General features: G+C 57.2%; 24 protein-coding genes. 13 read left to right on the top strand and 11 right to left on the bottom strand.

The features are described from left to right. Positions 1-48: 48 nt before the first annotated feature. Positions 49-879, bottom strand: a complete 831-nt coding sequence (locus tag D8U73_RS14435) for a nucleotidyltransferase family protein (RefSeq protein WP_130904848.1) — start codon at positions 877-879, stop codon at positions 49-51. Next, complete coding sequence (locus D8U73_RS14430; RefSeq protein ID WP_056855356.1) at positions 863-2,005, bottom strand: hypothetical protein; 1,143 nt, start codon at positions 2,003-2,005, stop codon at positions 863-865. The genes D8U73_RS14435 and D8U73_RS14430 overlap by 17 nt, the downstream gene beginning before the upstream one ends. A gap of 430 nt (positions 2,006-2,435) precedes the next feature. Between D8U73_RS14430 and D8U73_RS14425 the strand changes: the two genes are divergently transcribed. The 5 genes from D8U73_RS14425 to D8U73_RS14405 are packed head-to-tail and all read left to right on the top strand — an operon-like array spanning position 2,436 to position 8,346. Then, positions 2,436-4,166 (top strand): fatty acyl-AMP ligase, encoded by a 1,731-nt coding sequence (locus D8U73_RS14425; RefSeq protein ID WP_130904847.1) that lies wholly within the window; start codon positions 2,436-2,438, stop codon positions 4,164-4,166. Further along, the gene (locus D8U73_RS14420; protein ID WP_177435524.1) at positions 4,163-5,080 is read left to right on the top strand and encodes an NAD(P)-dependent oxidoreductase; all 918 of its coding nucleotides are present in this window, start codon (positions 4,163-4,165) and stop codon (positions 5,078-5,080) included. The genes D8U73_RS14425 and D8U73_RS14420 overlap by 4 nt, the downstream gene beginning before the upstream one ends. Before the next feature lie 36 nt (positions 5,081-5,116). Next, complete coding sequence (locus tag D8U73_RS14415; protein ID WP_056855353.1) at positions 5,117-5,377, top strand: acyl carrier protein; 261 nt, start codon at positions 5,117-5,119, stop codon at positions 5,375-5,377. Next, a complete protein-coding gene (locus D8U73_RS14410; RefSeq protein WP_056855352.1) occupies positions 5,364-6,560 on the top strand; it encodes an aminotransferase class I/II-fold pyridoxal phosphate-dependent enzyme in 1,197 nt (398 codons plus the stop codon). Before D8U73_RS14415 ends, D8U73_RS14410 begins: the two co-directional genes overlap by 14 nt. A 58-nt stretch (positions 6,561-6,618) precedes the next feature. Further along, a complete protein-coding gene (locus D8U73_RS14405) occupies positions 6,619-8,346 on the top strand; it encodes an ABC transporter ATP-binding protein (RefSeq protein WP_056855351.1) in 1,728 nt (575 codons plus the stop codon). A 15-nt stretch (positions 8,347-8,361) separates the two neighbouring features. Here the strand turns inward: D8U73_RS14405 and D8U73_RS14400 are convergent, their stop codons facing one another. The 6 genes from D8U73_RS14400 to D8U73_RS14375 all read right to left on the bottom strand — a co-directional run bounded on the left by D8U73_RS14400 (position 8,362) and on the right by D8U73_RS14375 (position 12,851). Then, positions 8,362-9,177: a DUF1206 domain-containing protein gene (locus D8U73_RS14400; RefSeq protein WP_130904924.1), complete on the bottom strand. Its 816-nt coding sequence runs from the start codon at positions 9,175-9,177 to the stop codon at positions 8,362-8,364. A 117-nt stretch (positions 9,178-9,294) separates the two neighbouring features. Next, complete coding sequence (locus tag D8U73_RS14395; protein ID WP_056855349.1) at positions 9,295-9,936, bottom strand: 3-oxoacid CoA-transferase subunit B; 642 nt, start codon at positions 9,934-9,936, stop codon at positions 9,295-9,297. A gap of 8 nt (positions 9,937-9,944) precedes the next feature. Continuing rightward, positions 9,945-10,637 (bottom strand): 3-oxoacid CoA-transferase subunit A, encoded by a 693-nt coding sequence (locus tag D8U73_RS14390; RefSeq protein ID WP_056855348.1) that lies wholly within the window; start codon positions 10,635-10,637, stop codon positions 9,945-9,947. Between the two features lie 514 nt (positions 10,638-11,151). After that, positions 11,152-11,637 carry a hypothetical protein gene (locus D8U73_RS14385; RefSeq protein ID WP_056855347.1) on the bottom strand — a complete coding sequence of 162 codons (486 nt, stop codon included), beginning with the start codon at positions 11,635-11,637 and terminating at the stop codon, positions 11,152-11,154. Positions 11,638-11,994: 357 nt separating this feature from the next. Next, positions 11,995-12,414, bottom strand: a complete 420-nt coding sequence (locus tag D8U73_RS14380; RefSeq protein WP_056855589.1) for a DUF6691 family protein — start codon at positions 12,412-12,414, stop codon at positions 11,995-11,997. Positions 12,415-12,416: 2 nt separating this feature from the next. Next, positions 12,417-12,851 carry a YeeE/YedE family protein gene (locus D8U73_RS14375; protein WP_056855346.1) on the bottom strand — a complete coding sequence of 145 codons (435 nt, stop codon included), beginning with the start codon at positions 12,849-12,851 and terminating at the stop codon, positions 12,417-12,419. A 352-nt stretch (positions 12,852-13,203) separates the two neighbouring features. On the opposite strand from D8U73_RS14375, the gene D8U73_RS14370 reads away from it, so the two are divergent. The 4 genes from D8U73_RS14370 to D8U73_RS14355 all read left to right on the top strand — a co-directional run bounded on the left by D8U73_RS14370 (position 13,204) and on the right by D8U73_RS14355 (position 16,340). Next, complete coding sequence (locus D8U73_RS14370; protein WP_130904846.1) at positions 13,204-13,473, top strand: hypothetical protein; 270 nt, start codon at positions 13,204-13,206, stop codon at positions 13,471-13,473. 82 nt (positions 13,474-13,555) lie between these two features. Continuing rightward, positions 13,556-14,479: a universal stress protein gene (locus D8U73_RS14365; protein ID WP_130904845.1), complete on the top strand. Its 924-nt coding sequence runs from the start codon at positions 13,556-13,558 to the stop codon at positions 14,477-14,479. Between the two features lie 19 nt (positions 14,480-14,498). Then, positions 14,499-15,404, top strand: a complete 906-nt coding sequence (locus D8U73_RS14360) for a universal stress protein (RefSeq protein WP_056855344.1) — start codon at positions 14,499-14,501, stop codon at positions 15,402-15,404. A 51-nt stretch (positions 15,405-15,455) separates the two neighbouring features. Beyond that, positions 15,456-16,340, top strand: a complete 885-nt coding sequence (locus D8U73_RS14355) for a universal stress protein (protein WP_130904844.1) — start codon at positions 15,456-15,458, stop codon at positions 16,338-16,340. Between the two features lie 37 nt (positions 16,341-16,377). Here D8U73_RS14355 and D8U73_RS14350 read toward each other — a convergent pair whose 3' ends face one another. Continuing rightward, on the bottom strand, positions 16,378-16,803 hold the full coding sequence (locus D8U73_RS14350) for a potassium channel family protein (RefSeq protein WP_056855342.1): 426 nt from the start codon (positions 16,801-16,803) through the stop codon (positions 16,378-16,380). Positions 16,804-17,094: 291 nt separating this feature from the next. Here D8U73_RS14350 and D8U73_RS14345 point away from each other — a divergent pair, with 291 nt between their 5' ends. The 4 genes from D8U73_RS14345 (at position 17,095) to D8U73_RS14335 (ending at position 20,099) form a co-directional block, all read left to right on the top strand. Beyond that, positions 17,095-18,015 (top strand): universal stress protein, encoded by a 921-nt coding sequence (locus tag D8U73_RS14345; RefSeq protein WP_130904843.1) that lies wholly within the window; start codon positions 17,095-17,097, stop codon positions 18,013-18,015. 99 nt (positions 18,016-18,114) lie between these two features. Then, positions 18,115-19,494 carry an MBL fold metallo-hydrolase gene (locus tag D8U73_RS14340; RefSeq protein ID WP_130904842.1) on the top strand — a complete coding sequence of 460 codons (1,380 nt, stop codon included), beginning with the start codon at positions 18,115-18,117 and terminating at the stop codon, positions 19,492-19,494. Beyond that, the gene (locus D8U73_RS29510) at positions 19,475-19,810 is read left to right on the top strand and encodes a hypothetical protein (protein ID WP_130907571.1); all 336 of its coding nucleotides are present in this window, start codon (positions 19,475-19,477) and stop codon (positions 19,808-19,810) included. The genes D8U73_RS14340 and D8U73_RS29510 overlap by 20 nt, the downstream gene beginning before the upstream one ends. After that, positions 19,761-20,099, top strand: coding sequence for a hypothetical protein (locus tag D8U73_RS14335; RefSeq protein ID WP_130931790.1), 339 nt, complete (start codon positions 19,761-19,763; stop codon positions 20,097-20,099). The genes D8U73_RS29510 and D8U73_RS14335 overlap by 50 nt, the downstream gene beginning before the upstream one ends. 152 nt (positions 20,100-20,251) lie before the next feature. Here D8U73_RS14335 and D8U73_RS14330 read toward each other — a convergent pair whose 3' ends face one another. Both D8U73_RS14330 and D8U73_RS14325 read right to left on the bottom strand, forming a co-directional pair. Then, on the bottom strand, positions 20,252-21,235 hold the full coding sequence (locus D8U73_RS14330) for a zinc-dependent alcohol dehydrogenase family protein (RefSeq protein WP_056855339.1): 984 nt from the start codon (positions 21,233-21,235) through the stop codon (positions 20,252-20,254). A 13-nt stretch (positions 21,236-21,248) separates the two neighbouring features. Then, positions 21,249-21,995, bottom strand: a complete 747-nt coding sequence (locus tag D8U73_RS14325) for a helix-turn-helix domain-containing protein (protein WP_130904840.1) — start codon at positions 21,993-21,995, stop codon at positions 21,249-21,251. Positions 21,996-22,212: the final 217 nt, after the last annotated feature.

Below are 22,212 nucleotides of genomic sequence, written 5' to 3'. Positions count from 1 at the left end.
GACCCTGCCAACGCTCGCGAAACCGCGGAGCGTTGCCATCCAGATCCATCAGGAACCGCTCGGTATCGACTGATTTTTCTGCGCATGAAACCGCTCCACCATTTGATAATCCAGCGGCGAATCGACATCGATAGCGGCCTCCGCAAAGGGCATGATCACCGCGCCGATACTCACCCCCAACTTGCTGGAAAGCTGTTGTAGCGCTTGTTCCAGGGTCAACCGGCCCATCAGGTAGCGCAAAACGCCTGTAAAGCCCAGCGCACCGGCAATGACGCGTCGCGGGTTTTTGCGGTCCTGTTCGACCCGTTGCCAGAAGCTGGCGAGCCGGCGGGCGTCCTCGGTCATGAACGCAAACAAATTGCTGCCGCAATACGGGCCGCCGCGCAGCCGGATGCCGGTGCGCCGGGTGCCTGGAAAGCGCGCCAGAACCGTGTCCAGGGGCGTCACCGCCACCACAAAATCATGCCCGCCCGAGGCCGCGTGCTGTAGAAAGTAGTCGACCATCTCCCGGCAAAGCAGTGCGTGGTCCGCGGTTGTCACCAACACCGGTCTGTCTGCGGGCTGAAGCGCCAGGGCTTGTGCGGCGCTAACACTGGGCGAGTTGGCGGGTTCCAGCCAACCGACACCGGCGCTGTCGAGCAGTTGCGTCATTGAGGCATCTTGCGCGAGTAAGTTTTGCGCAGGACCTACCAGTACGATTCGATCAATCCACTCGCTGTCCTGCAACGCCCCGACCACCCGACAGACCATGGGTATCCCGGCCACCGGCACCAAGGCCTTGCAGCTGGTCCCGGCCATTGCGGCAACCGGATCGGCCGAGCCCCTGTCCGCTGCCAGCACCAGCGCAGTGAACTGTTTCGCCTCAGATGTGCTTTTCATAGATCCGGTAGCGCTTGTAAGGGGTGGCACCGATCTGGACGAGGATTTTGCGCATCACCGCGTTTGATTCCAGGATCCAGGACATCTCCAACGCTTCAATGCCCCGTTTGACGAAGGGTGGCTTGAGCGCTTCGATCAACAGCAGGGCGAGTGTTGGTCCCAAACGGCTGAACTGGTAACGCTGCTTGACGCCCATCAGGGGCACGCGTGCGGTGCGCGTGCCCTTGCCATAAAGCCGCCACAACAGCCGCAGCCAGCCAAAGGGCAGCAATTGTCCTTTGAGAGAGGCGATCGCCTCGTTGATGTTAGGGATGGCCACGATAAAAGCGCAGGGGTCGCCATCGACTTCAGCGATGTACAACAGGTCTTTGGGGACCAACAACCTCAACTGGCTGCCAAGCTCGAAAAATTCGGATTCGGTGAAAGGTACAAACCCCCAATTACGGCTCCAGGCGTCATTGAATATTTCACGCAGGATGCGCATGTCGCGCCGGAACTGACGGGTGTCCAGAGGCCTGACCACCACGCGCTTTCGCTCGCGCGCCATCATCGCCGACAAGGCCGGCGGAAAGTGCAATTGGTCGGTGCGCATCCAGTAGGCCAGCAGGTCCGTGGCTTGCCGATAGCCGATGGCGGTGAGCCTTTGATCATAGTAGGGCTGTCCGTGTCCCATCATCGCAGAGGGGGGATGATCGAATCCTTCCACCAATAACCCGCTTTCCTGGTTAATGGTCAGATTGAACGGACCGGTGATACGCGCGGCGCCACGTTCGCGCAACCAGGCCTCAGCTGCCGCGAACAGGCTGTCGACTACGGCCGGGTCATCCACGGCTTCAAACATCCCGAAGTGCCCGGAATCATTGCCGTGCAATTGCCGGTGAAGGCTGTCGATCTGTGCCGTGATACGCCCCACGACTTCCGTTCCCGACCAGGCCAGCCACGCCTGCCACGTTAAATGGGACGACGCCGGGTTCTTTTTGGAAAGGAGTTCCTGGCGCTCGTAATGGATCGGCTCGATCCAGCAAGGATCGTTGCGATAAAGAGTGCCGGGGAAGCTGATGAATGTCTTGAGTTCCAAACGTGTAAGGACGGGTCGCGTAATGATTGGCAACTTCTTATTGATCATCGTTGGCCCAAAAGTCGGTAGCAGTTGAACTAGCTTCTCTTCGGATTTGCCGTCAGAGCGTAGCTGAACTTTTGGCGTCGGGCGCGCGTGATCTAAATATTGGCGTGAATGCGCCTCTAAGGCTTAAATACCCTGTACTTTTCGATGGCTGTCGCATTTGAGAACGAGGTGCTACAGCTACATGCGATGTTCGCCGGTCGTCGCTCATCCGGGAAAAAATTTGCGATCACCCAGATGCCGATTAGTATTGCGTTAGGCTTTGTAAATACTTGAAAAAGCCGAAAGATCTTCTGCGAGCCGGTTATCCCTGGAGCTTGGACTCCATGGAAACGGCAACGGGGCAGTAAAACGACAAGTGTTTTACTGGCGCAGGGGGTCGACCCGCTATTTGACTTATCCTTACTCGGGCTAAATGGATGGGTGTTTCCTTATGTCTGCAACCGTTGCAAAACAGGCACTCACTCAACGTCTCGCGGACTTTTCCACGCTAGTGGAAGCACTCGATTATGCCGCGTCTGGTCAGACCGGGATGAACTTCTACGACAGGCATTGCCACTTGATTGCAGCGGTTGAATACGCTGAGCTCAAAAGCAATGCTGTCGCGCTGGCTAAACGTCTACTTGGGCTCAAGTTGAAGAAGGGTGATCGGGTCGCACTCATCGCCGATACGCACCAAAGCTTTATCGAGTCGTTTTTCGCCTGCCAATACGCGGGCCTGATCGCCGTTCCTCTTTTGGTGCCATCCAGTTTGGGAAGCCATCATTCCTACGTGGAAAAGCTGAAAGGACTGTTCGCCAATTGCACGCCGGCAGCCGTCCTCGGACAGGAGGAATGGCTTCCCTATGCACGGGAAGCGCTGGGGACCTCGCTACAGGCGTTCGTCGGGACTGTCCAGCAATTGAGCGATTTACCGCCCGTGCAGACGCTTCCCCGCGTGTTGCCGGAGGACATCGCCTACCTGCAATACACATCCGGCAGTACCCGATTTCCTCGTGGCGTGATTATTACCCAGCGTGCGGTGATGGCCAACATCAGAGGCATCGTCGTGAGCGGTATCGGCGTTCGTCCGGGGGACCGATGTGCGTCATGGCTGCCCTTTTATCATGACATGGGGCTGGTGGGCTTTGTCCTGGCGCCCATGGCGGCACAATTGACAGTCGACTACTTGCACACCCGGGATTTCGCCACGCGACCCGGGCAATGGCTCAAACTGATAAGCCAGAATCGGGTGAATGTTTCGGTTGCCCCGCCGTTTGGCTATGACCTCTGCACCCGGCGAGTCCGGGACCCGGAAAAAACCGTATTGGATCTCTCCTGCTGGCGTGTCGCGGGGATTGGGGCAGAGCCCATTCGGGCATCGGTGTTACGCCGTTTCGCGGATTGTTTTCTCGACACGGGATTCAATGCGGCTGCATTCACGCCTTGCTACGGTCTGGCGGAGAGCACCCTGGCCGTCTGCTTCGCCCGCCGCGGGGCAGGGGTGCTGGTGGATCATGTCGCTCGCCAGGCATTGGAACATCAGCTCAAGGCGCAGAAATGTGCTGCCGATGATCCGGGAAGCTGTGCGTTTACCAATTGTGGTGCGCCATTGCCAGGGCATCGCGTGGAAATTCGCAACGCGGCGGGGCGGGTGGTCGCAGAGCGCGAGGTAGGCCAGATATTCGTCTGGGGGCCCAGCGTCATGTCGGGTTATTTCAATGATCCCCAAAATACCCAGGCAGCCTTGAAAGATGGCTGGCTCGACACCGGTGACCTGGGCTATCTGTCCGGGGGCGAGCTGCATATCACTGGCCGGCGCAAGGATTTGCTCATAGTCCGGGGCCGAAACATCTGGCCGCAGGATATCGAATACCTGGTGGAGTCCGAACCCGATCTGAGGCCTGGCGATGCCATCGTGTTTGTCGTGCCCGGCGATGATGAGCCTCAGGTCGTGGTCCAGGTTCAATGCCGGGTCCGTGAGCCGGAAATCCGCGAGCAATTGGTCCGGACTCTGCTGGCCAAGATCATCAGTGAGTTCGGCCTTGCTGCCGACGTACACCTTGTGCCACCTCATTCATTGCCACGAACCTCTTCGGGCAAACCCTCTCGCGCCGAAGCCCTCGAACGGTTCATGGCCCAGGCCAACGCTGTTCTTCCCTGTCCGGCACTGGAGACGACGTGAGCGCTCGCGTGGTTGCGCTGACTGGCGCCACTGGCTTCATCGGCAGCGTCCTGCGCGAACGACTTGTTGCCCGAGGCGTGGAGGTACGAGCGTTGGCTCGCTCCGGGAGCGGTACGGCAGAGGATGGAACGAAGTGGATCAAGGGAACACTGGAAGATGAGCCGGCCCTTGCCGAGCTTACCCGGGGCGCAGATGCGGTTATTCACTGCGCAGGCAAGGTCAGAGGCCGGGCTGCCCGGGATTTCGACTCGGTCAACGTGCAGGGCAGCAAACACTTGATGGAGGCGACACGCCTTAACGGCAGTTGCGAGCGTTTTCTGCTGATCTCGTCCCTTGCGGCGCGCCATCCGACATTGTCCTGGTACGCCGCTTCCAAATTCGAAGGTGAACGCCAGGTAAAGGCCGCTGCCGGAGCGATTCCCGTGTGTATTTTCAGGCCGACCGCCGTATACGGTCCCGGTGACCGCGAGTTGCGTCCGCTGTTCGACTGGCTCTTGCGCGGCTGGCTGGTAACCCTCGGTCGAGACGATTCACAGTTCAGCTTTCTGCATGTGGACGATTTGGTCAGTGCCGTCATGCAGTGGTTGGACGCACCTGTCGTGCAATCGCAGACCTTTGAGTTGTGTGATGGTCAGTTGCAAGGGTACGACTGGGCAAGCCTGGCCGGCATCGCTTGCGATATCCGCCATGCGCCGGTACGGCAAGCCGCAGTGCCTGCCGGGGTACTGAAAGGCCTTGCACGAGCGAACCTGGTGCTGTCCCGGTTCACCCGCCGGGCACCCATGCTGACCCCCGGCAAAGTCAATGAACTGATGCACCCGGACTGGACCTGCAGCAATGCGCGCATCAGCGCGTCATTGGGCTGGGAGCCGCAGATACTGTTAAGGCAAGCGTTGCGCAATCACATGTTCTGAGCGGGCAAAGAGCCACTGAACTCAAGGAAACCCACGATGATCACACAAGAAGCGATACTCGAACGGGTGATAATGCTCATCGGGCGGCTTGCACCTCCCGGGACGCCAATCTACCCGGATACCGATTTGGCCCAGGACCTGGGGATGGAGTCGATAAAGGTAATGGACATGCTGATGGAGCTGGAGGACGAATTCGACATCTCGATCCACCTCAACATCCTGATGGATGTGCGAACGCCTGCACAGCTGTCCCACGCGATTCTCAACTTGATGGAGCATGCCGATGGGACTGTTTGACAAGTTCGGCAAACTGGCGGCGGAACGCGCCAGCCTCTCGGATTCGCATCCTTTTGGAATTCGCATCGACGAGATGTACTCCCCGACCGAGGGCAGTATCCAGGGGAAGAGAGTCATACTGGCGGGTACCAATAATTATCTCGGGCTGACATTCGATCCCGACGGCATCAAGGCGGCGCAGCGCTCGCTGGAGCTTGAGGGGACCGGCACCACCGGTTCTCGTATGGCCAATGGCAGTTACGCCGGGCACAGCGCGTTGGAGGAGGAACTTGTCGATTTTCTCGGGCGGCGTTCCGTCATTGTGTTCTCCACAGGCTATGTCGCCAATCTGGGTGTCATCGGGACCCTGGCGAGCGCGCGCGAGGTGGTATTGCTTGACGCCGATTGCCACGCGAGCATCTACGACGCTTGCAAGCTGGGTGGTGCAGAGATCATCCGCTTTCGCCATAACGATGTCGCTGATCTGGAGCGGCGCATGGTCCGGCTCGGCGACCGCGCGCGCGAAGCGATTATCCTGGTGGAAGGCATCTACAGCATGCTGGGTGATCAGGCTCCGCTCAGAGAAATAGTCGAGGTCAAGCGTCGACTCGGAGGTTACCTGCTGGTAGACGAGGCGCATTCCTTCGGTGTGCTGGGTGCCAAGGGGCGAGGGCTGGCCGAAGAGTTGGGGGTGGACTCGGAAGTCGACATTCTGTTGGGCACGTTCAGCAAGAGCCTGGGCGCGGTCGGTGGCTTCGCTGCTTGTCACGATGCGCAAATGGACCTGCTTCGCTACGCCAGCAGGCCCTATATCTTTACCGCTTCACCCGCGCCCTCGGCCATTGCCTCCGTGAGGTCAGCGCTCAAGGCCATCAAGGAACGTCCGGAGCTGCGGCGTCAGCTGTGGACGAATGCCCGGCGGCTTTATCAGGGGTTGGCAGAGTCAGGCTACCAATTGGGGCCACAAGCCAGTCCGGTGATTGCCGTGATGCTGAAGTCGCCACACGAGGGGCTGGCCTTCTGGCGGGCGCTGATAGAGAAGGGCGTCTATGTCAATCTGGTCCTGCCTCCAGCGACGCCCGGTGCCGTCACCCTGATACGTTGCAGCGTCAGCGCGGCCCATACACCCGAGCAAATAGACCAGATCATCGAGGCCTTCGCGTCATTGCGTAGCCCGGTGGACCTCGTCACAGTGGGCGCTTGAACAGTGTCGCGTGCTGTCGGTGAGCTAATCTTTACCTACGTCATAGTGAACGACACTCATGCGGATTATTTTTGCCTTTGGCCGCTCTTATCCGGCCCGTACCGTCCTGATGCTCCTGAGTTTGCTGCTGGCAGGGGTGGTCGAAAGCGTCAGCCTGAGCACAATGCTGCCACTGATATCGGCGGTGCTTGAAGACCAGCCGCATTCAAACCTGGCGGTTCAGGTCTTCGCCGTCATGGACACGCTCGGCCTTGAGCCCTCGATCCCCAACATGCTGGTGATTATTGTCGTGGGCATGACGCTGAGTAACCTGCTGATATTGCTGGGCAATCGGCAGGTTGGCTACACGGTGGCACATGTGGCGACCGACCTGCGCATCGACCTGATCAAAGCCTCTCTGGGCAGTCGCTGGGAATATTATCTGCGCCAGCCTGCCGGGGCACTGGCCAATGCCGTGGCAACGGAAGCCTACCGCGCTTCCACCGCTTATGAGCATGCGGCCAATATGCTGGCGCTGGGCATCCAGGCAGCGGCCTATGCAATCATCGCGCTTTTCGTCTCCTGGCAGGCAGCGTTCCTCTCATTGCTGATCGGTTTTGTCCTGCTGGTGGCCGTGCGGGGGCTGGTCAAGACGTCACGGCGCGTGGGCAAAAGCCAGACCCGCTTGATGCGTGAGCTGCTGGTCTACCTGACGGATACGCTGGCTTCGGTTAAACCGCTCAAGGCCATGGCCCGGGATGACATTGCCGATTCCTTGCTGCGCGGTCACGCCGGCGAGCTCAACACCGCATTGGAGCGCGAAGTGATGAGCCGCGAAACATTGCGGGCCTTGCAGGAACCCATGCTGGCAATCCTTGCCGCCGCGGGACTCTACGCCGGGCTTGTCATCGGCGGACTGCCGCTGTCTTCGGTGATGGTGCTCATATTCGTGGTGGTGCGCATGCTGGGATTGCTGCACAAAGCGCAACAGCGCTATCACCGGATGGCCGCGCAAGAGAGCGCCTATTGGGCCATCAACGAAGCAATCGACAATGCCGTGGCCGATGCCGAGCCGGTTGGAGGGAACTGCGTTCCTGCCTTGAAGCGCCATATCGTTTTTGAAAACATCAGCTTTGGCTACGGCGGACGGCAAGTGCTCGACGGCGTGTCGATGAGTTTTCCGGTCGGTTCATTCACCACCATGATCGGTCCTTCCGGTGCAGGCAAAACCACCGTGCTCGACCTGATCTGTTCGCTGCTCGCGCCTCAATCCGGACGCATCAGGGTAGACGACTGTGACTTGCACGACCTGGACCGCAGGGCCTGGCGGCGGATGATCGGCTACGTTACACAGGAAACCTTGCTGCTGCACGACAGCATACTGGCGAACGTCACCTTGGGGGACAGGTCGTTGAATGCCGACGATGCAGAGCGTGCGCTACGTCAGGCCGGCGCGTGGCAGTTTGTGCAGGAATGTCCAGGCGGGCTGCAATCGATCGTCGGCGAGCGAGGTGCCAAACTGTCCGGCGGCCAGAGGCAGCGTATCGTCATCGCACGTGCCTTGGCCCATCGCCCCAAGCTTCTGATCCTGGACGAAGCAACCAGCGCGCTCGATCCGGAATCGGAGACCGAAATATGCCAGGTACTGAAAAGCCTGACCCCCGGCATAACCGTCATCGCGGTGTCCCATCGGCCCGCCATGATCCGCATTGCAGACCAGATTCTTGAAGTGCGCGAGGGCAGGGTGTTGCCAGTACCCAATGCCGCCGATCGTGATGGCACAATCACGCAAGAAGCGAAAGCCTGAGGTGCCGTCATGCCACTACGATGCCGGGACTCCAGGCACATCCATATTGATTTTGCGCCAGGCGGCTTCGGAAAAACTGTAAACCGAAAAGGCGATCAAGCCCAAAGCCATCACCATCAGAATCACGCTTCCCGCTGGCAGATTCTGCAGCGCATCAAGCGCTTCCTTCATGCCCGGGGGATCCTTGACTTGATAACGTGAGCCGCCGATTACCAGCAACACCGCTATCTCGATAAACACGACGCCTCGGGCCATGAGTCCGAACCGAGATACGGGACGTATGTAGCGCATCACCTCTTCGTCGGCCTCGAAGTACTTCTCGAATGTTGCCTTCCACCCCTTGATGAGGTGAGCAATGCCTACACCCAGTGGGATCAGCGCCACCAGGTAGATCAACACGTTTGAGTGATCCCACGACAAAAGATGCGCCAGCAGATCCCGGGTATTCCCGCCGCCTGAATTGCTTGAGCTTCTGATACCACTGATGAGCAGGCCCAAGGCAAAAAACGCCAGTGCGCCATTGATCAAACCACCCGCGAACAACCCTGCACGAATGACCAGACCCTTGAGCGACGTACCGTGATGATCGACGTCGCGAATGGCCTGCAACACTCGCCAGCCTGCGAATGCGAGTAAACCAGCCACCACCAGCCCGACCAGGACGTAACCAAAAGGCTGGCTTAGCAAAGCCTCCAGGCTTTTGTGGCTGTCCTTGGGTTTTGTCGAGTCTTGTGCCGCCAGCAGAGCGAAGATACCGATGATCAGGTACAGGACACCTCGAGCGGCATATCCGCCCCGAGCGAGCACGACAAGGGTGTGTTGCGCGGACATTGGCTTCATTCCCGAGGAGTTATAAAGATGCAGACCTGTCGCTCGGGAAGGGGTTCGATAAAGGGCGAATATTCGGTGAGGAGGGGCGCCCAATCGCGGGGTGGGCGCCAACCGGCTTTACCGAATCAGTGGCACGCCACTGAGCGTTTGCAATGCCTCAAAACTGATATCGGCAAAAATTTCTCTGACCTGCAAGCCTTTTGGAGTGACGTCCAGGATAGCCAGGTCGGTATAAATCCGGGTCACGCAGCCAATGCCGGTCAGCGGGTAGGTACATTGCGGCACTAATTTGCTTTCGCCCGTCTTGGTCAGGTGATCCATCATTACGAACACTTGGCGCGCGCCGGTTGCGAGATCCATCGCGCCACCCACAGCCGGAATGGAACCTTCGGCTCCGGTGTGCCAGTTGGCCAGGTCGCCGTTGACCGAGACCTGGAAAGCGCCCAGCACGGCAATGTCGATGTGCCCGCCACGCATCATCGAGAACGAATCGGCGTGGTGAAAAAAGGCTCCGCCACGCAGCAGTGTCACATGCTGTTTGCCCGCGTTGATCAGGTCATCGTCTTCCTCACCCGGCGCAGGGCTCGGGCCCATGCCCAGCACACCGTTTTCACTGTGCAGGAACACTTCTTTGTCACCCAGGTAATTGGCCACCAGCGTAGGCACGCCAATACCCAGGTTTACGTAAGAGCCCTCGAGAATGTCGTCGGCCACACGTTGCGCCATTTCGCTACGCGATAGTTTATTCATGACAGTCATGGCGAACCTCAGTTGACGTTGGCTTTCGTGAAAGGGGAGCGGGGCACTGCGACCACGCGCTGAACGAAGATTCCCGGCGTAATGATGTGTTCGGGGTCCAGTTCTCCCAACTCCACGATCCGATTGACCTGGGCGATTGTCGTTTTCGCGGCCATCGCCATGATCGGTCCAAAGTTACGCGCGGCTTTACGGTAAGTGAGATTGCCCCAGCGATCGCCATTTTCGGCCTTGATCAGTGCGACATCGGCATGCAACGGCATTTCCAGCACGTAGTTGCGACCGTCGATCACGCGGGTTTCCTTACCTTCGGCCAGCAAAGTGCCGTAGCCGGTCGGTGAATAGAAAGCACCGATACCAGAACCTGCCGCGCGAATACGTTCGGCCAGGTTGCCTTGTGGCACCACTTCGAGCTGAACCTTTCCTGCCAGGTAGAGCTCGTCGAAGACATAGGAATCGGATTGGCGTGGAAACGAGCAGATGACCTTGGCAACACGCCCGGCCTTGAGCAATGCGGCCAGACCGATTTCACCATTGCCGGCATTGTTGCTGATGATGGTCAGCTCGCGAGCGCCCGAAGCAATGACGCCGTCGACCAACTCCGACGGCATCCCGGCAGTGCCGAATCCACCCACCATGAGGACCGAACCATCGGCAATGCCGTCTAGTGCAGCCGCGACTGATTCAAATGTTTTATTGATCAAGGAATACTCCTGTTTTTATGTTGGCTGAACAGAATGATCCGACGGCAAGCCGCGTGAATCACGGTGATTGCCAAGGTGTGTATAGCGTGCCAAGAAATGAGTTGAGGCGGGGGGCTCGGCAGGCGATGTCGTGCGATTAACGAACAGAACCATGGCGGGCAGCGCGATGAATTGCGTTGGGGTATCGAACAATGAGAACTCATGATTGCTTCGAAAAAGCATTTATTTTTATTCGCACGCATAGCCTGAGGACTCACAGGCTAAGTTCGAAGGCAATCGGGGTCTAATATCATTTGAGTGCTGTACGATACCGTTGAGGTATGGTCGGCAAAAAGGTCTCGTCGCTCAAGACGGCTAGGTTTCCTAACATTGAGGATATCAAGGTCATCGGTATTGACCTTATCAAGCGTTGAAACCTTTGGCAGGTCTGAGTGAATCTGTTCGCGCTAAAAGCGATAGAGGCGTGCGTTCCCAGTCCACCGAAAACGCACTTCACAAAGCAGAGTACAAGTGCCTATTGTCCAGGTTTTGCCGGCGGCTGCCCTTGCATGTAGTTCTGATGCTTCATCATGTTATCCATCATCATCTGTTGCATCCCCGTATACCTGTCCATCATGTATTGGCGTTGACTCTGTTGCTCAGGGGTCATGTTCGCGTAGTCATGCCACCCCATCTTGTGGCTACCACCCATCATGTGTCCTCTGCCCATCATTCCCGGCCCCCACATACCGTTCATCATGCTCATTGCATTCTGCATCGCACTCCAATGCTCTTGAAGAAGCTTCTGCCTTTGCTGGGGATCCTGGGTTTGCTGAATTTTCTCCATCTGTGCCTGCATTTTCTTGAAGGTATCTTGCGCCTGAACCATCTGTTTATCGAACTCGGCAACATTTGGAGCTTGTTGTTGCGTCTGCGTCACTTGAGCTTGCTCTGCTGCAAATGTCCCTGTGGGGGCTAACGATGCAGTAAACAAGAGCATGGCCAGTCTGCTGTATTTCATGTCTAGCTGCCTTTTTTAGTGGGGGGAGCTGAGCCAGGGTTTTGAATGAACATTGCTGTTTGCGTCAGATCACTTTGCCAACATCAAAAACCACAGCCCGACCACCTAGTAATTAGCAGCACTGTCACAACGCACCTTGATATATATCAGATGCCGTATTGATACACCGGGGTCCTCATTTGCGTGGGGAACGAAACATTGCCAACGAGACCATGCAGCCATCGATGAAGAAATCAACGGTGTCCACTGTTCCCAAAGAGAAATTCCAAGGCCAGTTGCAGCACGCATCAAACGGTGGGGTGGGCGAAAAGGCGAGGGCCTATGGTTCGAGTGTCCGTTTTTATGGCGATTTCCCCTTCATTGGTTTCGTCGGGCCTGCAGCACAGTAAACAAGCACATGCCGGTCAGCATGGCCAGCATGAACACGATCCCTTGCCAGCGTCCTGTCAGCAGAATTGCCACTGCGGGGCCGGGGCAAATGCCTGCTAATCCCCAGCCGACTCCAAACACCAGACTCCCGCCGATCAAACGGGTATCCAACTCCCGTTTGACCGGTAGCTGCATTGGCCTTCCCAGCAGCGAACGGGATTGTTGGCGTGCCCAGGCTAGCGGCCCCACGGCGATGCCAATGGCCCCGATCATGACCAAAGCCAAGGAGGGGTCCCATGCACCGGCTACATCCAGGAAGGCCAGTACTTTCACCGGATTGGTCATGCCAGCCAGGAGCAGGCCGATGCCGAACAGCAAGCCCGCAATGAATGCACTCAGTTTGATCACGTTCACCCCCCGAGCAGATGACGCACGATAAACACCGTGGCGAAACCACTGAACATGAAGCACGCGGTAGCGACCATCGATCGTGGCGAGAGACGCGATAGGCCGCAAACGCCATGTCCACTGGTGCAACCCGAGCCGTATCGTGTACCGATGCCCACCATCAAGCCGGCCAAGGAAAGTCCAAACCAGCCGCTCTTGAACTCAATTGGCGGCAGCGAGGAAAACAAACGCCATACAAGCGGGGCAATGGCCAGGCCCAGGAGAAAAAGTGCTTTCTCACTCACGCCCTCACTCCCACGCTGCAAAAGACTGCCAATCAGACCACTGATACCGGCGATACGCCCGTTGAAGATAACGAAAAGACTGGCAGCCAGACCAATCAATGCGCCTCCTGCAAGAGACGACCAAGGAGTGAAGTTCAGCCAGTCGACGTTCATGAAGCCTCTCCGGAGCAAAGAGCGATTGAACAGAGGTGACACATCTGCGCCAGGTGATCGGTTGATCCGTTAGCCACGGCGGAAGTCTTCCAACAAGCCTGCAGAGGTTAGGGGCGGCAGGTTTGATCTTTGTCAAAAATAGTCGATCGAACGAAGCCTGACATGCAGTTGTGTGGACATCGCCCGATAACGAAATTATTGACCATGATCAATCTTTTGCCGGTCTCTACGGTGCAGTCTTGAGGATGTGCAGCGCACGGCTTTTTCACTGAAGGAGCAATAGCCGTCAAGGAGGTCGCGATAAAGCCGGAAGGCTTTGCGTGCTGTTTCTCAAAGCAATACGGAGGTCTTTATGATCATTGATATCACGGAGCAACCGGCAAGCCATTGCTGGGTCGTGTGCATGGATGCCTTGCAAGTGAACTTCAACAGTCTGTGCCAAGCACAGGCATTTGTGGGTCTACTCAAGGCACGTATCGAGGCCCCGCATATCTGGCCCAGTGTCGCTGACCTGGCAAAAGAACCCATTCGGATGCCTGAGCGGCAAATGGCTCGCGCCCATAACAAAGATATCAATGAGCAGGCATGGGGATTTCCTGACGGACATCGCGTGCGTAACTGACAAATATCAAATGACCGGAACAGGCATTGATCAATCTGTGACTCTGGTTCTGGATTGTAATGGCCGCGTGCCGAGGTGCCCCATGCCGCAGACTCAACGTTTACTCTTGATCGCCCCTCCAGCCATGACTCGTACCCCGTCCTTCGACAGGGCTGCAGCGTTGGCGCTGGCGATGCAATTACCCTTGCACATCGTGGCGTTCGACTATTCACAGGCCCTGTCGGTGGCAGGGCTGTTCGCCCCTGAGCAATTCGATTTGGCTCGAGACGGCTATCTGCACACCCATCGCCAATGGCTCGCCGACCAGGCCGCATTGATGAGGAAACATGGGGTGCAGGTCACTACCGAGGTGATGTGGGTGCAAGATCCCTACGAGGAGATCCTGACCTTTATCAACGAGATGCCGCTGAAACTCATCATCAAGGATGCTCAGGAAGAATCGGCGTTCAAGCGCGTATTTTTTACCCCGCTGGATTGGCAGTTGCTGCGTGACTGTCCTGTACCGGTGCATCTGGTGACCACGCCGCTCAATGCTCGACCGCATAAGGTACTGGCCATCATTGATGTGTTTCGCGATGAGGATCAGGGCCATGTGCTTAACGACCAGATTATCGACGCAGCCTCGAAACTGGCGGCGATCTGCGATGCCAGCCTTGACCTGCTGCACGTTTATGACTGGACGTCCGCATACGTTCACGACATGGGTTTTGGCGCGTTGCCTTTGGCAACCGGGATATACGAAATGTTGGGCGCGGCCCAACTTGAAGCCTTTGCAGCCATCGCTGAGCGCCACGGCGTGCCACCGCAGCGCAGGCACTTCATCGAAGGTGTTCCGGTGCCGAGCATCTGTGAATTTGTTGGCGAGAACCATACCGATGTCATCGTCATGGGTACTGTGCAGCACAAGGGCTTGAGCAAACTGCTGGGCACCACGGCTGAGCAACTTCTGCACCGGGCGCCTTGCAGTTTGCTCGCGATCAAACCACAAAAAATGCTGCAATCCTGACGCTGAACGGAGGTGTGTGATGGGAAATTACCAACGTTTTCTATTGATCGCCGATCAATCTTTGCATGAGTCACCTGCACAACAGCGCGCGGTTGCATTGGCCATGGAAGCAGGGGCTGTACTGGATGTGCGAGTCTTTGTCGAACCTGCGCCGGTGATTCATTATTTTGAAGAACAGGTCGACGATGCACAGCAACAGCGTTATGTGCGTCGCTACCGTCGCTGGGAAGCCGAAGAACTGGACCGGCTCAGCGACCTGGGTTTACAGGCAACGGTTAAAGCCGTCTTCACTACCCATCCGTTGCTGGATATTTTGAAGACGGTCGAGAATCTCAAACCCGACCTGTTGATCAAGGATGTCACCCTTGAGCCAGCGCTCAAGCGGGTATTCATTACGCCACTTGATTGTCACTTGTTGCGTGAATGCCCGATCCCCGTGCATCTGGTCAACCAGGTTCGCTACAGCTTGCCGCACAGGGTTGTTGCGGCAGTGGACCCATTCGATCCTTCGACACAAATAAGCGGATTGAACGATACGATCATTCAGACTGCGAACGCCTTGGCCCTGCAATGCGATGCGCCGTTACACCTGCTGTACGCCTATGATTTGTCGCCCGTTTTCAATAGCGACGCACCACTGGCCGGGGGAGGGTGGGGCGTGGACCTGATCGAGGAACTGCGTCAATCCTTGCACCAGGCGTTTATCGCACTGGCGCAGCGCTATAGCGTACCGCCAGAGCGTCGGCATTTCGTCATGGGGTTGCCGGTGCCGGTTATCAGTGAGTTTGTCGAGCAATACCTGGCTGATGTCGTGGTAATGGGCACGGTGCACCGTACGGGTTTTGACCGGCTGATTGGCAGCAACACAGAGCGCGCGCTGTACTCCGTGCCTGGCAGCATTCTGGCGGTCAGGGCCAAACGCTGACGTATCCATAAGCGGTTTGCGTCAAATATTTCCGTCACCCGGAGATTTATCATGAGCCTGTATCAACGCTTGTTGCTGATCATCAATCCGGTACTGCGTCATTCCCCAGCCGTGAGTCATGCAGCATCCCTGGCCAAGGCCTGCGGGGCGAGTTTGCATATCACCGCGCTGATCCCTTCGTTCAAATGGTTGTCGCTGCTTGAGGAGGGCGATCGAACATTGGCTCGCGAACGATACCTGCAGGACCATCGCGACTGGCTTGAGTCTCAGGCTGAGAGTGTGCGAGGCCGGGGAATTGAGGTGACCACGCAAGTGGCATGGGCTGAGGATCTGAAGCAAGACATTATCGATCACGTGGCGGATATGCAGCCCGACTTGTTGATCAAGGAAATTGACCATGCGTCAAGGCTCAAGCGGGCCTTTTTCACGCCTTTGGACTGGCATTTGTTGCGACACTGCTCGGCACCGGTTTATCTGATGGGTAACACCGGCTTGAACCTGCCCAGCAGAATTGTCGCGGCTGTCGAAGTATCGGATGTCGAGTCAACCGGCGACGAACTGAATGAACAAATCATCAAGCAAGCTTGCAATCTCGCCATGCAGTGCAATGCCGAATTGCATTTGCTGTACGCCTGCGATATTTCGGCCGATTTTCTGGCGGACATGGACGGTCTCACGCTCGCTGACCTGACCAAAGCGCTTCGACGAGACCTGGAAAAGTCTTTCCTTCGCCTGGCAGATCAGTTCGGCGTGCCTGCGGATCGTCGGCATTTCATAGACGGTCATCCGGTCAAGGTTTTGTGTGAGTTCGCTGATGAACACAACGTGGATGTGATCGTAATGGGCAGGGTCCAGTCCAAGGGATTAAACAAGCTCCTGGGCAGCACGACCGAGCATATTCTGTATCAAGCGCCATGCTGCGTGTTGGCGGTTTAGAGCGAGCTTGTAGAGCGCCGATGCGAACGGGTGGCAACTATTTTCGTTTCCAGTATTTCTGCATTTCCAGAAACAGGAAGGAGGCTGTCCAGGTAATGAGTACCAGCCCGGTCAGCGCTTGCAGCCCGGTCAAATACTTGATGTCGCCCACGGGTGAAATATCGCCGAAGCCGATCGTCGTGTACGTCGTGAAGGAAAAGTAGACGCAATCCATCAGTGAACCGTCGAAGCTGCCCGTCAGAGTGCCCCATTTACCAGCGTGCACCATGAGGTAGTAAACCAATGCAAAGCACCAAACCTCTGTCGCGTGGGCAACCAGGGCGCCGAATACGCCAACGACAATCCTGAAGCGGCTCCACAACTTGAGCCGGGGCAGCCAATCGTTCAGTCGTAGCAGGCATTCGTAGTGGATCACGACAACGATGATGACCACCAGCATATTGATCAGGGTGACCGCCAACATGGCAAAGCTCCAGGGAGAAGGGGCGGATAGTCGGGGGCACGCGGCATGGCATATGCGCGCTGTGTAGCGATTCCAGTGATTCCTTTCACCTAGCCGCCGCACCGGGTCCAGTGGTCAATGTATTTCTACAGCAGAAAACCGAAAAAAGGTTGAGCTGAATCAACCATGGATGGACTAGCGAGGGCGAATCGGTGCATTTCTCCGGCTGCTGATTCGTTGATAAAAGTCATGTCCCCCTCGGCGTAACGCCAAATAATCGAATGGCAACCATGACCCAGGGCGAGGTATGTGATGCTCAAGCTCAAACGCATTCTATTGATAGCTCCCAGCGAAATGAGCCATACCCCGGCGTTCGAGCGTGCACATGCGTTGGCATGTGCAACCGGTGCGTTGTTGCACATTGTAGCGTTCGATTATGTCCAGGCATTGGCCGTAGCCGGTTTGCTGGACCACGATGCGATGGCCCAGGCACGAGAAGGCTATTTACAGGTGCACCGTCATTGGCTGGAACAGCAAGCCCGTTTTTACAGGTGCGGCGGCCTTCAGGTGAGTACCGAGGCGGTTTGGGCCCGGTCGAGTCTGACCAACCTGCTGGAGTACATAAGTGACTTCCATCCGGACCTGGTAATCAAGGACGCCCATCAAGTGCCAGCACTCGACCGCGTCTTTCACCGGCCTCTTGATTGGCGGCTGTTGCGCGAATGTCCTACCCACTTGCATTTAGTGACCAGTGCCAGAAACCCCAAACCGTTGAAAATCCTGGCCTCGATCGATTTGTCCCATCTCGAGGAGCTGACTCAGGGCTTGAATGACCGAATTGTCGATCTGGCCTCAACTCTGGCGGCCAGTTGTGGCGCCGAACTGCACTTGCTTAACGTCAGTCGCTGGTCAGAGATCAGCGATGCACCGAGGAGTGTGCCGACAGTCAGCCTTGATGACAGTTTGCGGGACGCCATTGAAGATGCCCAGCAAGAGGCTTTCGACGTGCTTGCCGAACGCTATTGCATCAAGGATGCACATCGACATTTGTTGTCGGGCACACCCCACAAGGTCATCGGGTTGTTTGCTCACCAGCATGACTTCGACATGCTGGTACTGGGCACGGTCTATCACCCAGGGCCCGACCGGTTTATCGGCGACACCGTTGAACGCCTGTTAAACCGGGCACCGTGCGGTCTGGTGATCGTCAAACCGGTCACTCCATACGGGTGAACGAGACCCCCATCGAGCCCGCAGTTGATAAAAATCAACTGACCCTGGGCCAAAAGGAGCGATCAATAGCGCTCCTCTGAATGTTCAAGGGCAACGGCCATGCGAATCACATTTCTAGGTGCCGCGGGTACGGTCACGGGTAGCAAGTATCTGCTGGAACATGGCAACCAACATGTGCTGGTCGATTGCGGTCTGTTCCAGGGCTACAAGCAATTGCGACTGCACAATCGCGACCCGTTCCAGCTTCCGGTCAGCGACCTCGATGCCATTGTGCTGACCCATGCCCATCTTGATCACAGCGGCTATCTGCCCGTGCTGGTGCGCAATGGATATCGCGGCCCGGTATACGCCACGCCCGCCACCTGTGAATTGGTGAAAATCCTGCTGTTGGACAGTGGTCGCTTGCAGGAAGAAGAAGCGGAGTTTGCCAACCGGCATGGCTTCTCGAAGCACAGCCCGGCGCTGCCGCTTTACACCGAGCAAGATGCTGAGCGAGCCCTGAAACTGTTGCGGCCCGTGGAATTGCACCACAGCGTTAAAATCCTCCCGGACATGACCCTCCTGTTTCGTGGCGCCGGGCATATTTTGGGAGCCGCCACAGTAGAAGTTAAAGCCGGCGGCCTGGCCCTGGTGTTTTCAGGAGATTTGGGACGTCCGGACGATCCATTGATGTTTGCTCCCGAAAAGGTCGAGGAGGCGGATTATCTGCTGGTGGAGTCTACCTACGGTGACCGTCAACATCCGGTCGAGGCGCCACAGGCGCAATTGGCCGACATCATCACCCGCACGGCACTGCGCCGAGGGATAACCCTTGTGCCATCCTTCGCGGTCGGGCGCGCTCAACTGCTGATGTATCACCTGTATCAGTTGAAGCGCAAAAGGGCGATTCCCGATATTCCAATCTACCTCAACAGTCCGATGGCCACCGACGTCACATTGTTGTACCAGCGCTTCCGGAACGAGCACAGATTATCCCTGGAAGACTGCGAGGGCATGTGCCATGTGGCGCAATTCGTCCACACGGTCGATGAGTCGAGAGCGCTTGATCAGCAACGCACCCCGGCGGTGATTATTGCGGCCAGTGGCATGGCGACAGGAGGGCGGGTGGTCCATCACCTCAAGGCACTGGCTCCCAATCCGAATAACACATTGTTAATGCCTGGCTTCCAGGCCGGTGGCACCCGTGGTGCGCAAATTGTTGCGGGCGTCTCTTCGGTGCGTATCCACGGCAAGGACGTGCCGATCCGCGCCGAAGTGGTACCGATGCAAACATTGTCCGCACACGCCGACGCTGATGAAATCATGCAGTGGCTGCGTGGGTTCAAACGACCGCCAAAACATACCTTTGTCGTCCATGGGGAACCTAACGCGTCGGATGTGCTGCGCCGGCGCATCAGTTTGGAGTTGGGGTGGTCGGTGTCGGTGCCGGAGTATCGCGACAACGTGGAACTCTCTAGCGATGACTTCATTGCAAGTTGATCAAGTGAATCCCAAAAGCCACCGCCGTTTGCAGCAGGATCGCCAGCAAGTCAAGAAGCTGGGACTCAGCTTGGCGGAGGTTGATTCAGATCAAACGGTATTTTTCAGTGAGCGCCATTGTTTTGATAAAGATGGTGAGAGATTCAGTCATGTCAAACCACAAGCTTTTCAGCCGGTGTCAGGCAATTCAGGGCTGGAGCAAGGCAACGGCACACAAATACCTGCACCGGACGGGCACCCTTTCGTGGAAACGCGAGGCAACCCTCTTGCTGTCGGTCTCGATGGCGTTGATGGCGGGCTACTCAACAGTGTTTAACTTCGCTTCTCACGCGATGCGGGATCTGGTCGACACTTGCACCTTGCGATTAGAGATCGAGTTTGCAAATGCTGAAATAGAGTCCCTTCCAGAAGCCCTGCCTCGGTCATTGTGCGAGTGCGTGGCACATTCGCTTCTCGACAAAAACGGCATGGTGCGCCTGGCCATGCTAAATAAACACCTGCTTGATCCGATGGCCCTGGAACCGGTGACGGGAAAGGACGAGGAGGCCTGCATCAACGCCCTGTGGCTGCCTGATATCGAACTGGCAAAGGGAGAGGCGATTTGAGCCGGCGAGCCATGCAGGCTGACACCGGGACGCAAGATGTGCGAGGTGAAGTGATCTTTCGCCTTGGCTTGCCTGAGAAGGAGCATCCCAGCGTACAGCGCTTGTCATGGGACGGGGCGGCGCTCGGTGTAAAGCAATGAATGAGCGGCGAGTCACGGCACCAGCACGATCGCACCGTTGAATTGACCACTGCGCAATAGCGCCAGTGCCTGATTCGCATCCTCAAGGGAAAACCGGGTGGTGTCGCAGTGCACGTGGGTGTGTTGAAGTTCTTTGAAGAACGCTGTGCCATCGTCGCGGGTCAGATTAGCCACCGATCGTACACTGCGCTCGCCCCATAGCAGCCGATAAGGAAAGGCCGGGATGTCACTCATATGGATGCCGGCGCAAATCACGCAGCCGCCCTTGACGGTGACGGCGAGCGCCAGCGGCACCAGCGCACCGGCCGGAGCAAAAATCAGGCTGGCATCGAGCAGGTGAGGGGGAGGCTGGTCCGACGAACCGGACCATTTCGCGCCCAGGGACAGGGCATACGCCTGTCCTTGCGTGTCATCCGGACGAGTGAAGGCGTACACCTCCTGACCGCGTCCCCGTGCGACTTGAATGGCCAGATGCGCTGCAGCGCCAAAGCCATAGAACCCGAGATGGCGGGCGCCTTGTGCCATTTGCAAAGCGCGAAAGCCAATTAGCCCGGCACACAGCAGCGGTGCCGCTTCAATATTGGAAAGGGCCTCAGGGATAGAAAAACAGAAGCGTTGATCGGCCACGACGTATTCGGCGTATCCACCGTCCAGATGGCATCCGGTGAACCGGGCCTGATCGCAAAGGTTTTCCCGCCCGGCCTGACAGAACGAGCACTCCCCACACGTCCAGCCAAGCCACGGAACGCCTACCCGTTGGCCGATGCGCTCGGGGTCTGCATGGCTGCCCACAGCGACAACTTCACCGACGATTTCATGCCCCGGCACCCGGGGCAGCACCGCTTGTGGCAATTCTCCGTCCACCAGGTGCAAATCCGTGCGGCAGACACCGCAGGCCAGGACTTTGATCAACAGTTGGTTGGCACTGGGTGCCGGGATGGGGCGGTCTTGCAATTGCAGCGGCTGACCGGACGAGTGTAAAACCATGGCGCGCATAGGATGACCGGGATCAACAGGCAGGAGGGCGATGGCAGCCGGCAATCAACTGCTTGAGGCCTTCTGGATTAAGGATTTTGACCTCACGGCCTGAAATTTCTACGAGTGCCTGATCCCGCAAATGTGCGATGCCTCGGCAAATGGTTTCCAGGCGCAGCCCCAGGTAGGAGCCGATTTCCTCGCGGCGCATTTTCAACACGAACTCCGTCGATGAATAGCCACGGGTTTTCAAACGTTGCGACAGGTTCAGCAGGAAGGCTGCCAGACGCTCGTCCGAGCTCATGTTGCCCAGCATCATCAGCATGTCGTGATCACGCACGATTTCCCGACTGAGGATTTTGTTGAAGCTGTGCTGCAGCGAAGGCAGCTCATGGGCAAGCTCTTCCAGGTGAGCAAAGTGGATAGGGCAGACCTCGCTGTCTTCAAGGGCAACGGCATTGCACGCATGCAGGTCTGTGCTGATAGCGTCCAGACCGAGCATTTCGCCGGGGATCTGGAACCCGGTGACTTGTTCGCGGCCATCGACCGACAAAAAGCTGGTCTTGAACGAGCCGATGCGTACCGCATAAAGCGAGCGCAACGGATCGCCTGCCCGGTAAAGCGCCGCGCCCTTTTTGACTTTGAAGCGTTGCACGATCAATGTGTCCAGACGCTCGACTTCCTGGCTGGTCATCCCGATGGGCAGGCACAACTCCATCACACTGCAGGTCAAGCACGCAGTTTTCAGGAAATGCACTTGCAAAGCGCGAATGTCTGGCATTGAGAGGTGACGTCAGTAGGAGTGACTCCCTAAGGATAGGCGTCGAGGAAATTTAGACTCACCGGATTTGCGGATCAACCGGTGTAATCGACGAATGGACCTGCCTTTGCACCCTTTACCCGGGTACCGACGTGGGAAATTGATGTAAATCAAGTCTTAAGCTTCCCAGACTCTCAGACTCGTTCAAAGCCTACCTGGAGCCTGGTCCTTCGGCGGA

It is taken from the genome of Pseudomonas sp. Sample_22 (assembly GCF_004307635.1).
Lineage (GTDB): Bacteria > Pseudomonadota > Gammaproteobacteria > Pseudomonadales > Pseudomonadaceae > Aquipseudomonas.
The sequence above is the reverse complement of the archived record's forward strand: the minus strand, read 5'-3'. Positions and strand labels throughout refer to the sequence as shown.

Bases quoted from the DNA above. Each gene is read 5' to 3' on its own strand.
- D8U73_RS14375 (WP_056855346.1), bottom strand. From the start codon at position 12,851: ATGAACGTCGACTGGCTGAACTTCACTCCTTGGTCGTCTCTTGCAGGA.
- D8U73_RS29510 (WP_130907571.1), top strand. From the start codon at position 19,475: ATGACTTCATTGCAAGTTGATCAAGTGAATCCCAAAAGCCACCGCCGT.
- D8U73_RS14325 (WP_130904840.1), bottom strand. From the start codon at position 21,995: ATGCCAGACATTCGCGCTTTGCAAGTGCATTTCCTGAAAACTGCGTGC.
- D8U73_RS14340 (WP_130904842.1), top strand. From the start codon at position 18,115: ATGCGAATCACATTTCTAGGTGCCGCGGGTACGGTCACGGGTAGCAAG.
- D8U73_RS14360 (WP_056855344.1), top strand. From the start codon at position 14,499: ATGGGAAATTACCAACGTTTTCTATTGATCGCCGATCAATCTTTGCAT.
- D8U73_RS14395 (WP_056855349.1), bottom strand. From the start codon at position 9,936: ATGACTGTCATGAATAAACTATCGCGTAGCGAAATGGCGCAACGTGTG.
- D8U73_RS14345 (WP_130904843.1), top strand. From the start codon at position 17,095: ATGCTCAAGCTCAAACGCATTCTATTGATAGCTCCCAGCGAAATGAGC.
- D8U73_RS14365 (WP_130904845.1), top strand. From the start codon at position 13,556: ATGCCGCAGACTCAACGTTTACTCTTGATCGCCCCTCCAGCCATGACT.
- D8U73_RS14435 (WP_130904848.1), bottom strand. From the start codon at position 879: ATGAAAAGCACATCTGAGGCGAAACAGTTCACTGCGCTGGTGCTGGCA.
- D8U73_RS14405 (WP_056855351.1), top strand. From the start codon at position 6,619: ATGCGGATTATTTTTGCCTTTGGCCGCTCTTATCCGGCCCGTACCGTC.
- D8U73_RS14415 (WP_056855353.1), top strand. From the start codon at position 5,117: ATGATCACACAAGAAGCGATACTCGAACGGGTGATAATGCTCATCGGG.
- D8U73_RS14425 (WP_130904847.1), top strand. From the start codon at position 2,436: ATGTCTGCAACCGTTGCAAAACAGGCACTCACTCAACGTCTCGCGGAC.
- D8U73_RS14410 (WP_056855352.1), top strand. From the start codon at position 5,364: ATGGGACTGTTTGACAAGTTCGGCAAACTGGCGGCGGAACGCGCCAGC.
- D8U73_RS14400 (WP_130904924.1), bottom strand. From the start codon at position 9,177: ATGTCCGCGCAACACACCCTTGTCGTGCTCGCTCGGGGCGGATATGCC.
- D8U73_RS14385 (WP_056855347.1), bottom strand. From the start codon at position 11,637: ATGAAATACAGCAGACTGGCCATGCTCTTGTTTACTGCATCGTTAGCC.
- D8U73_RS14430 (WP_056855356.1), bottom strand. From the start codon at position 2,005: ATGATCAATAAGAAGTTGCCAATCATTACGCGACCCGTCCTTACACGT.
- D8U73_RS14370 (WP_130904846.1), top strand. From the start codon at position 13,204: ATGATCATTGATATCACGGAGCAACCGGCAAGCCATTGCTGGGTCGTG.
- D8U73_RS14350 (WP_056855342.1), bottom strand. From the start codon at position 16,803: ATGTTGGCGGTCACCCTGATCAATATGCTGGTGGTCATCATCGTTGTC.
- D8U73_RS14355 (WP_130904844.1), top strand. From the start codon at position 15,456: ATGAGCCTGTATCAACGCTTGTTGCTGATCATCAATCCGGTACTGCGT.
- D8U73_RS14330 (WP_056855339.1), bottom strand. From the start codon at position 21,235: ATGCGCGCCATGGTTTTACACTCGTCCGGTCAGCCGCTGCAATTGCAA.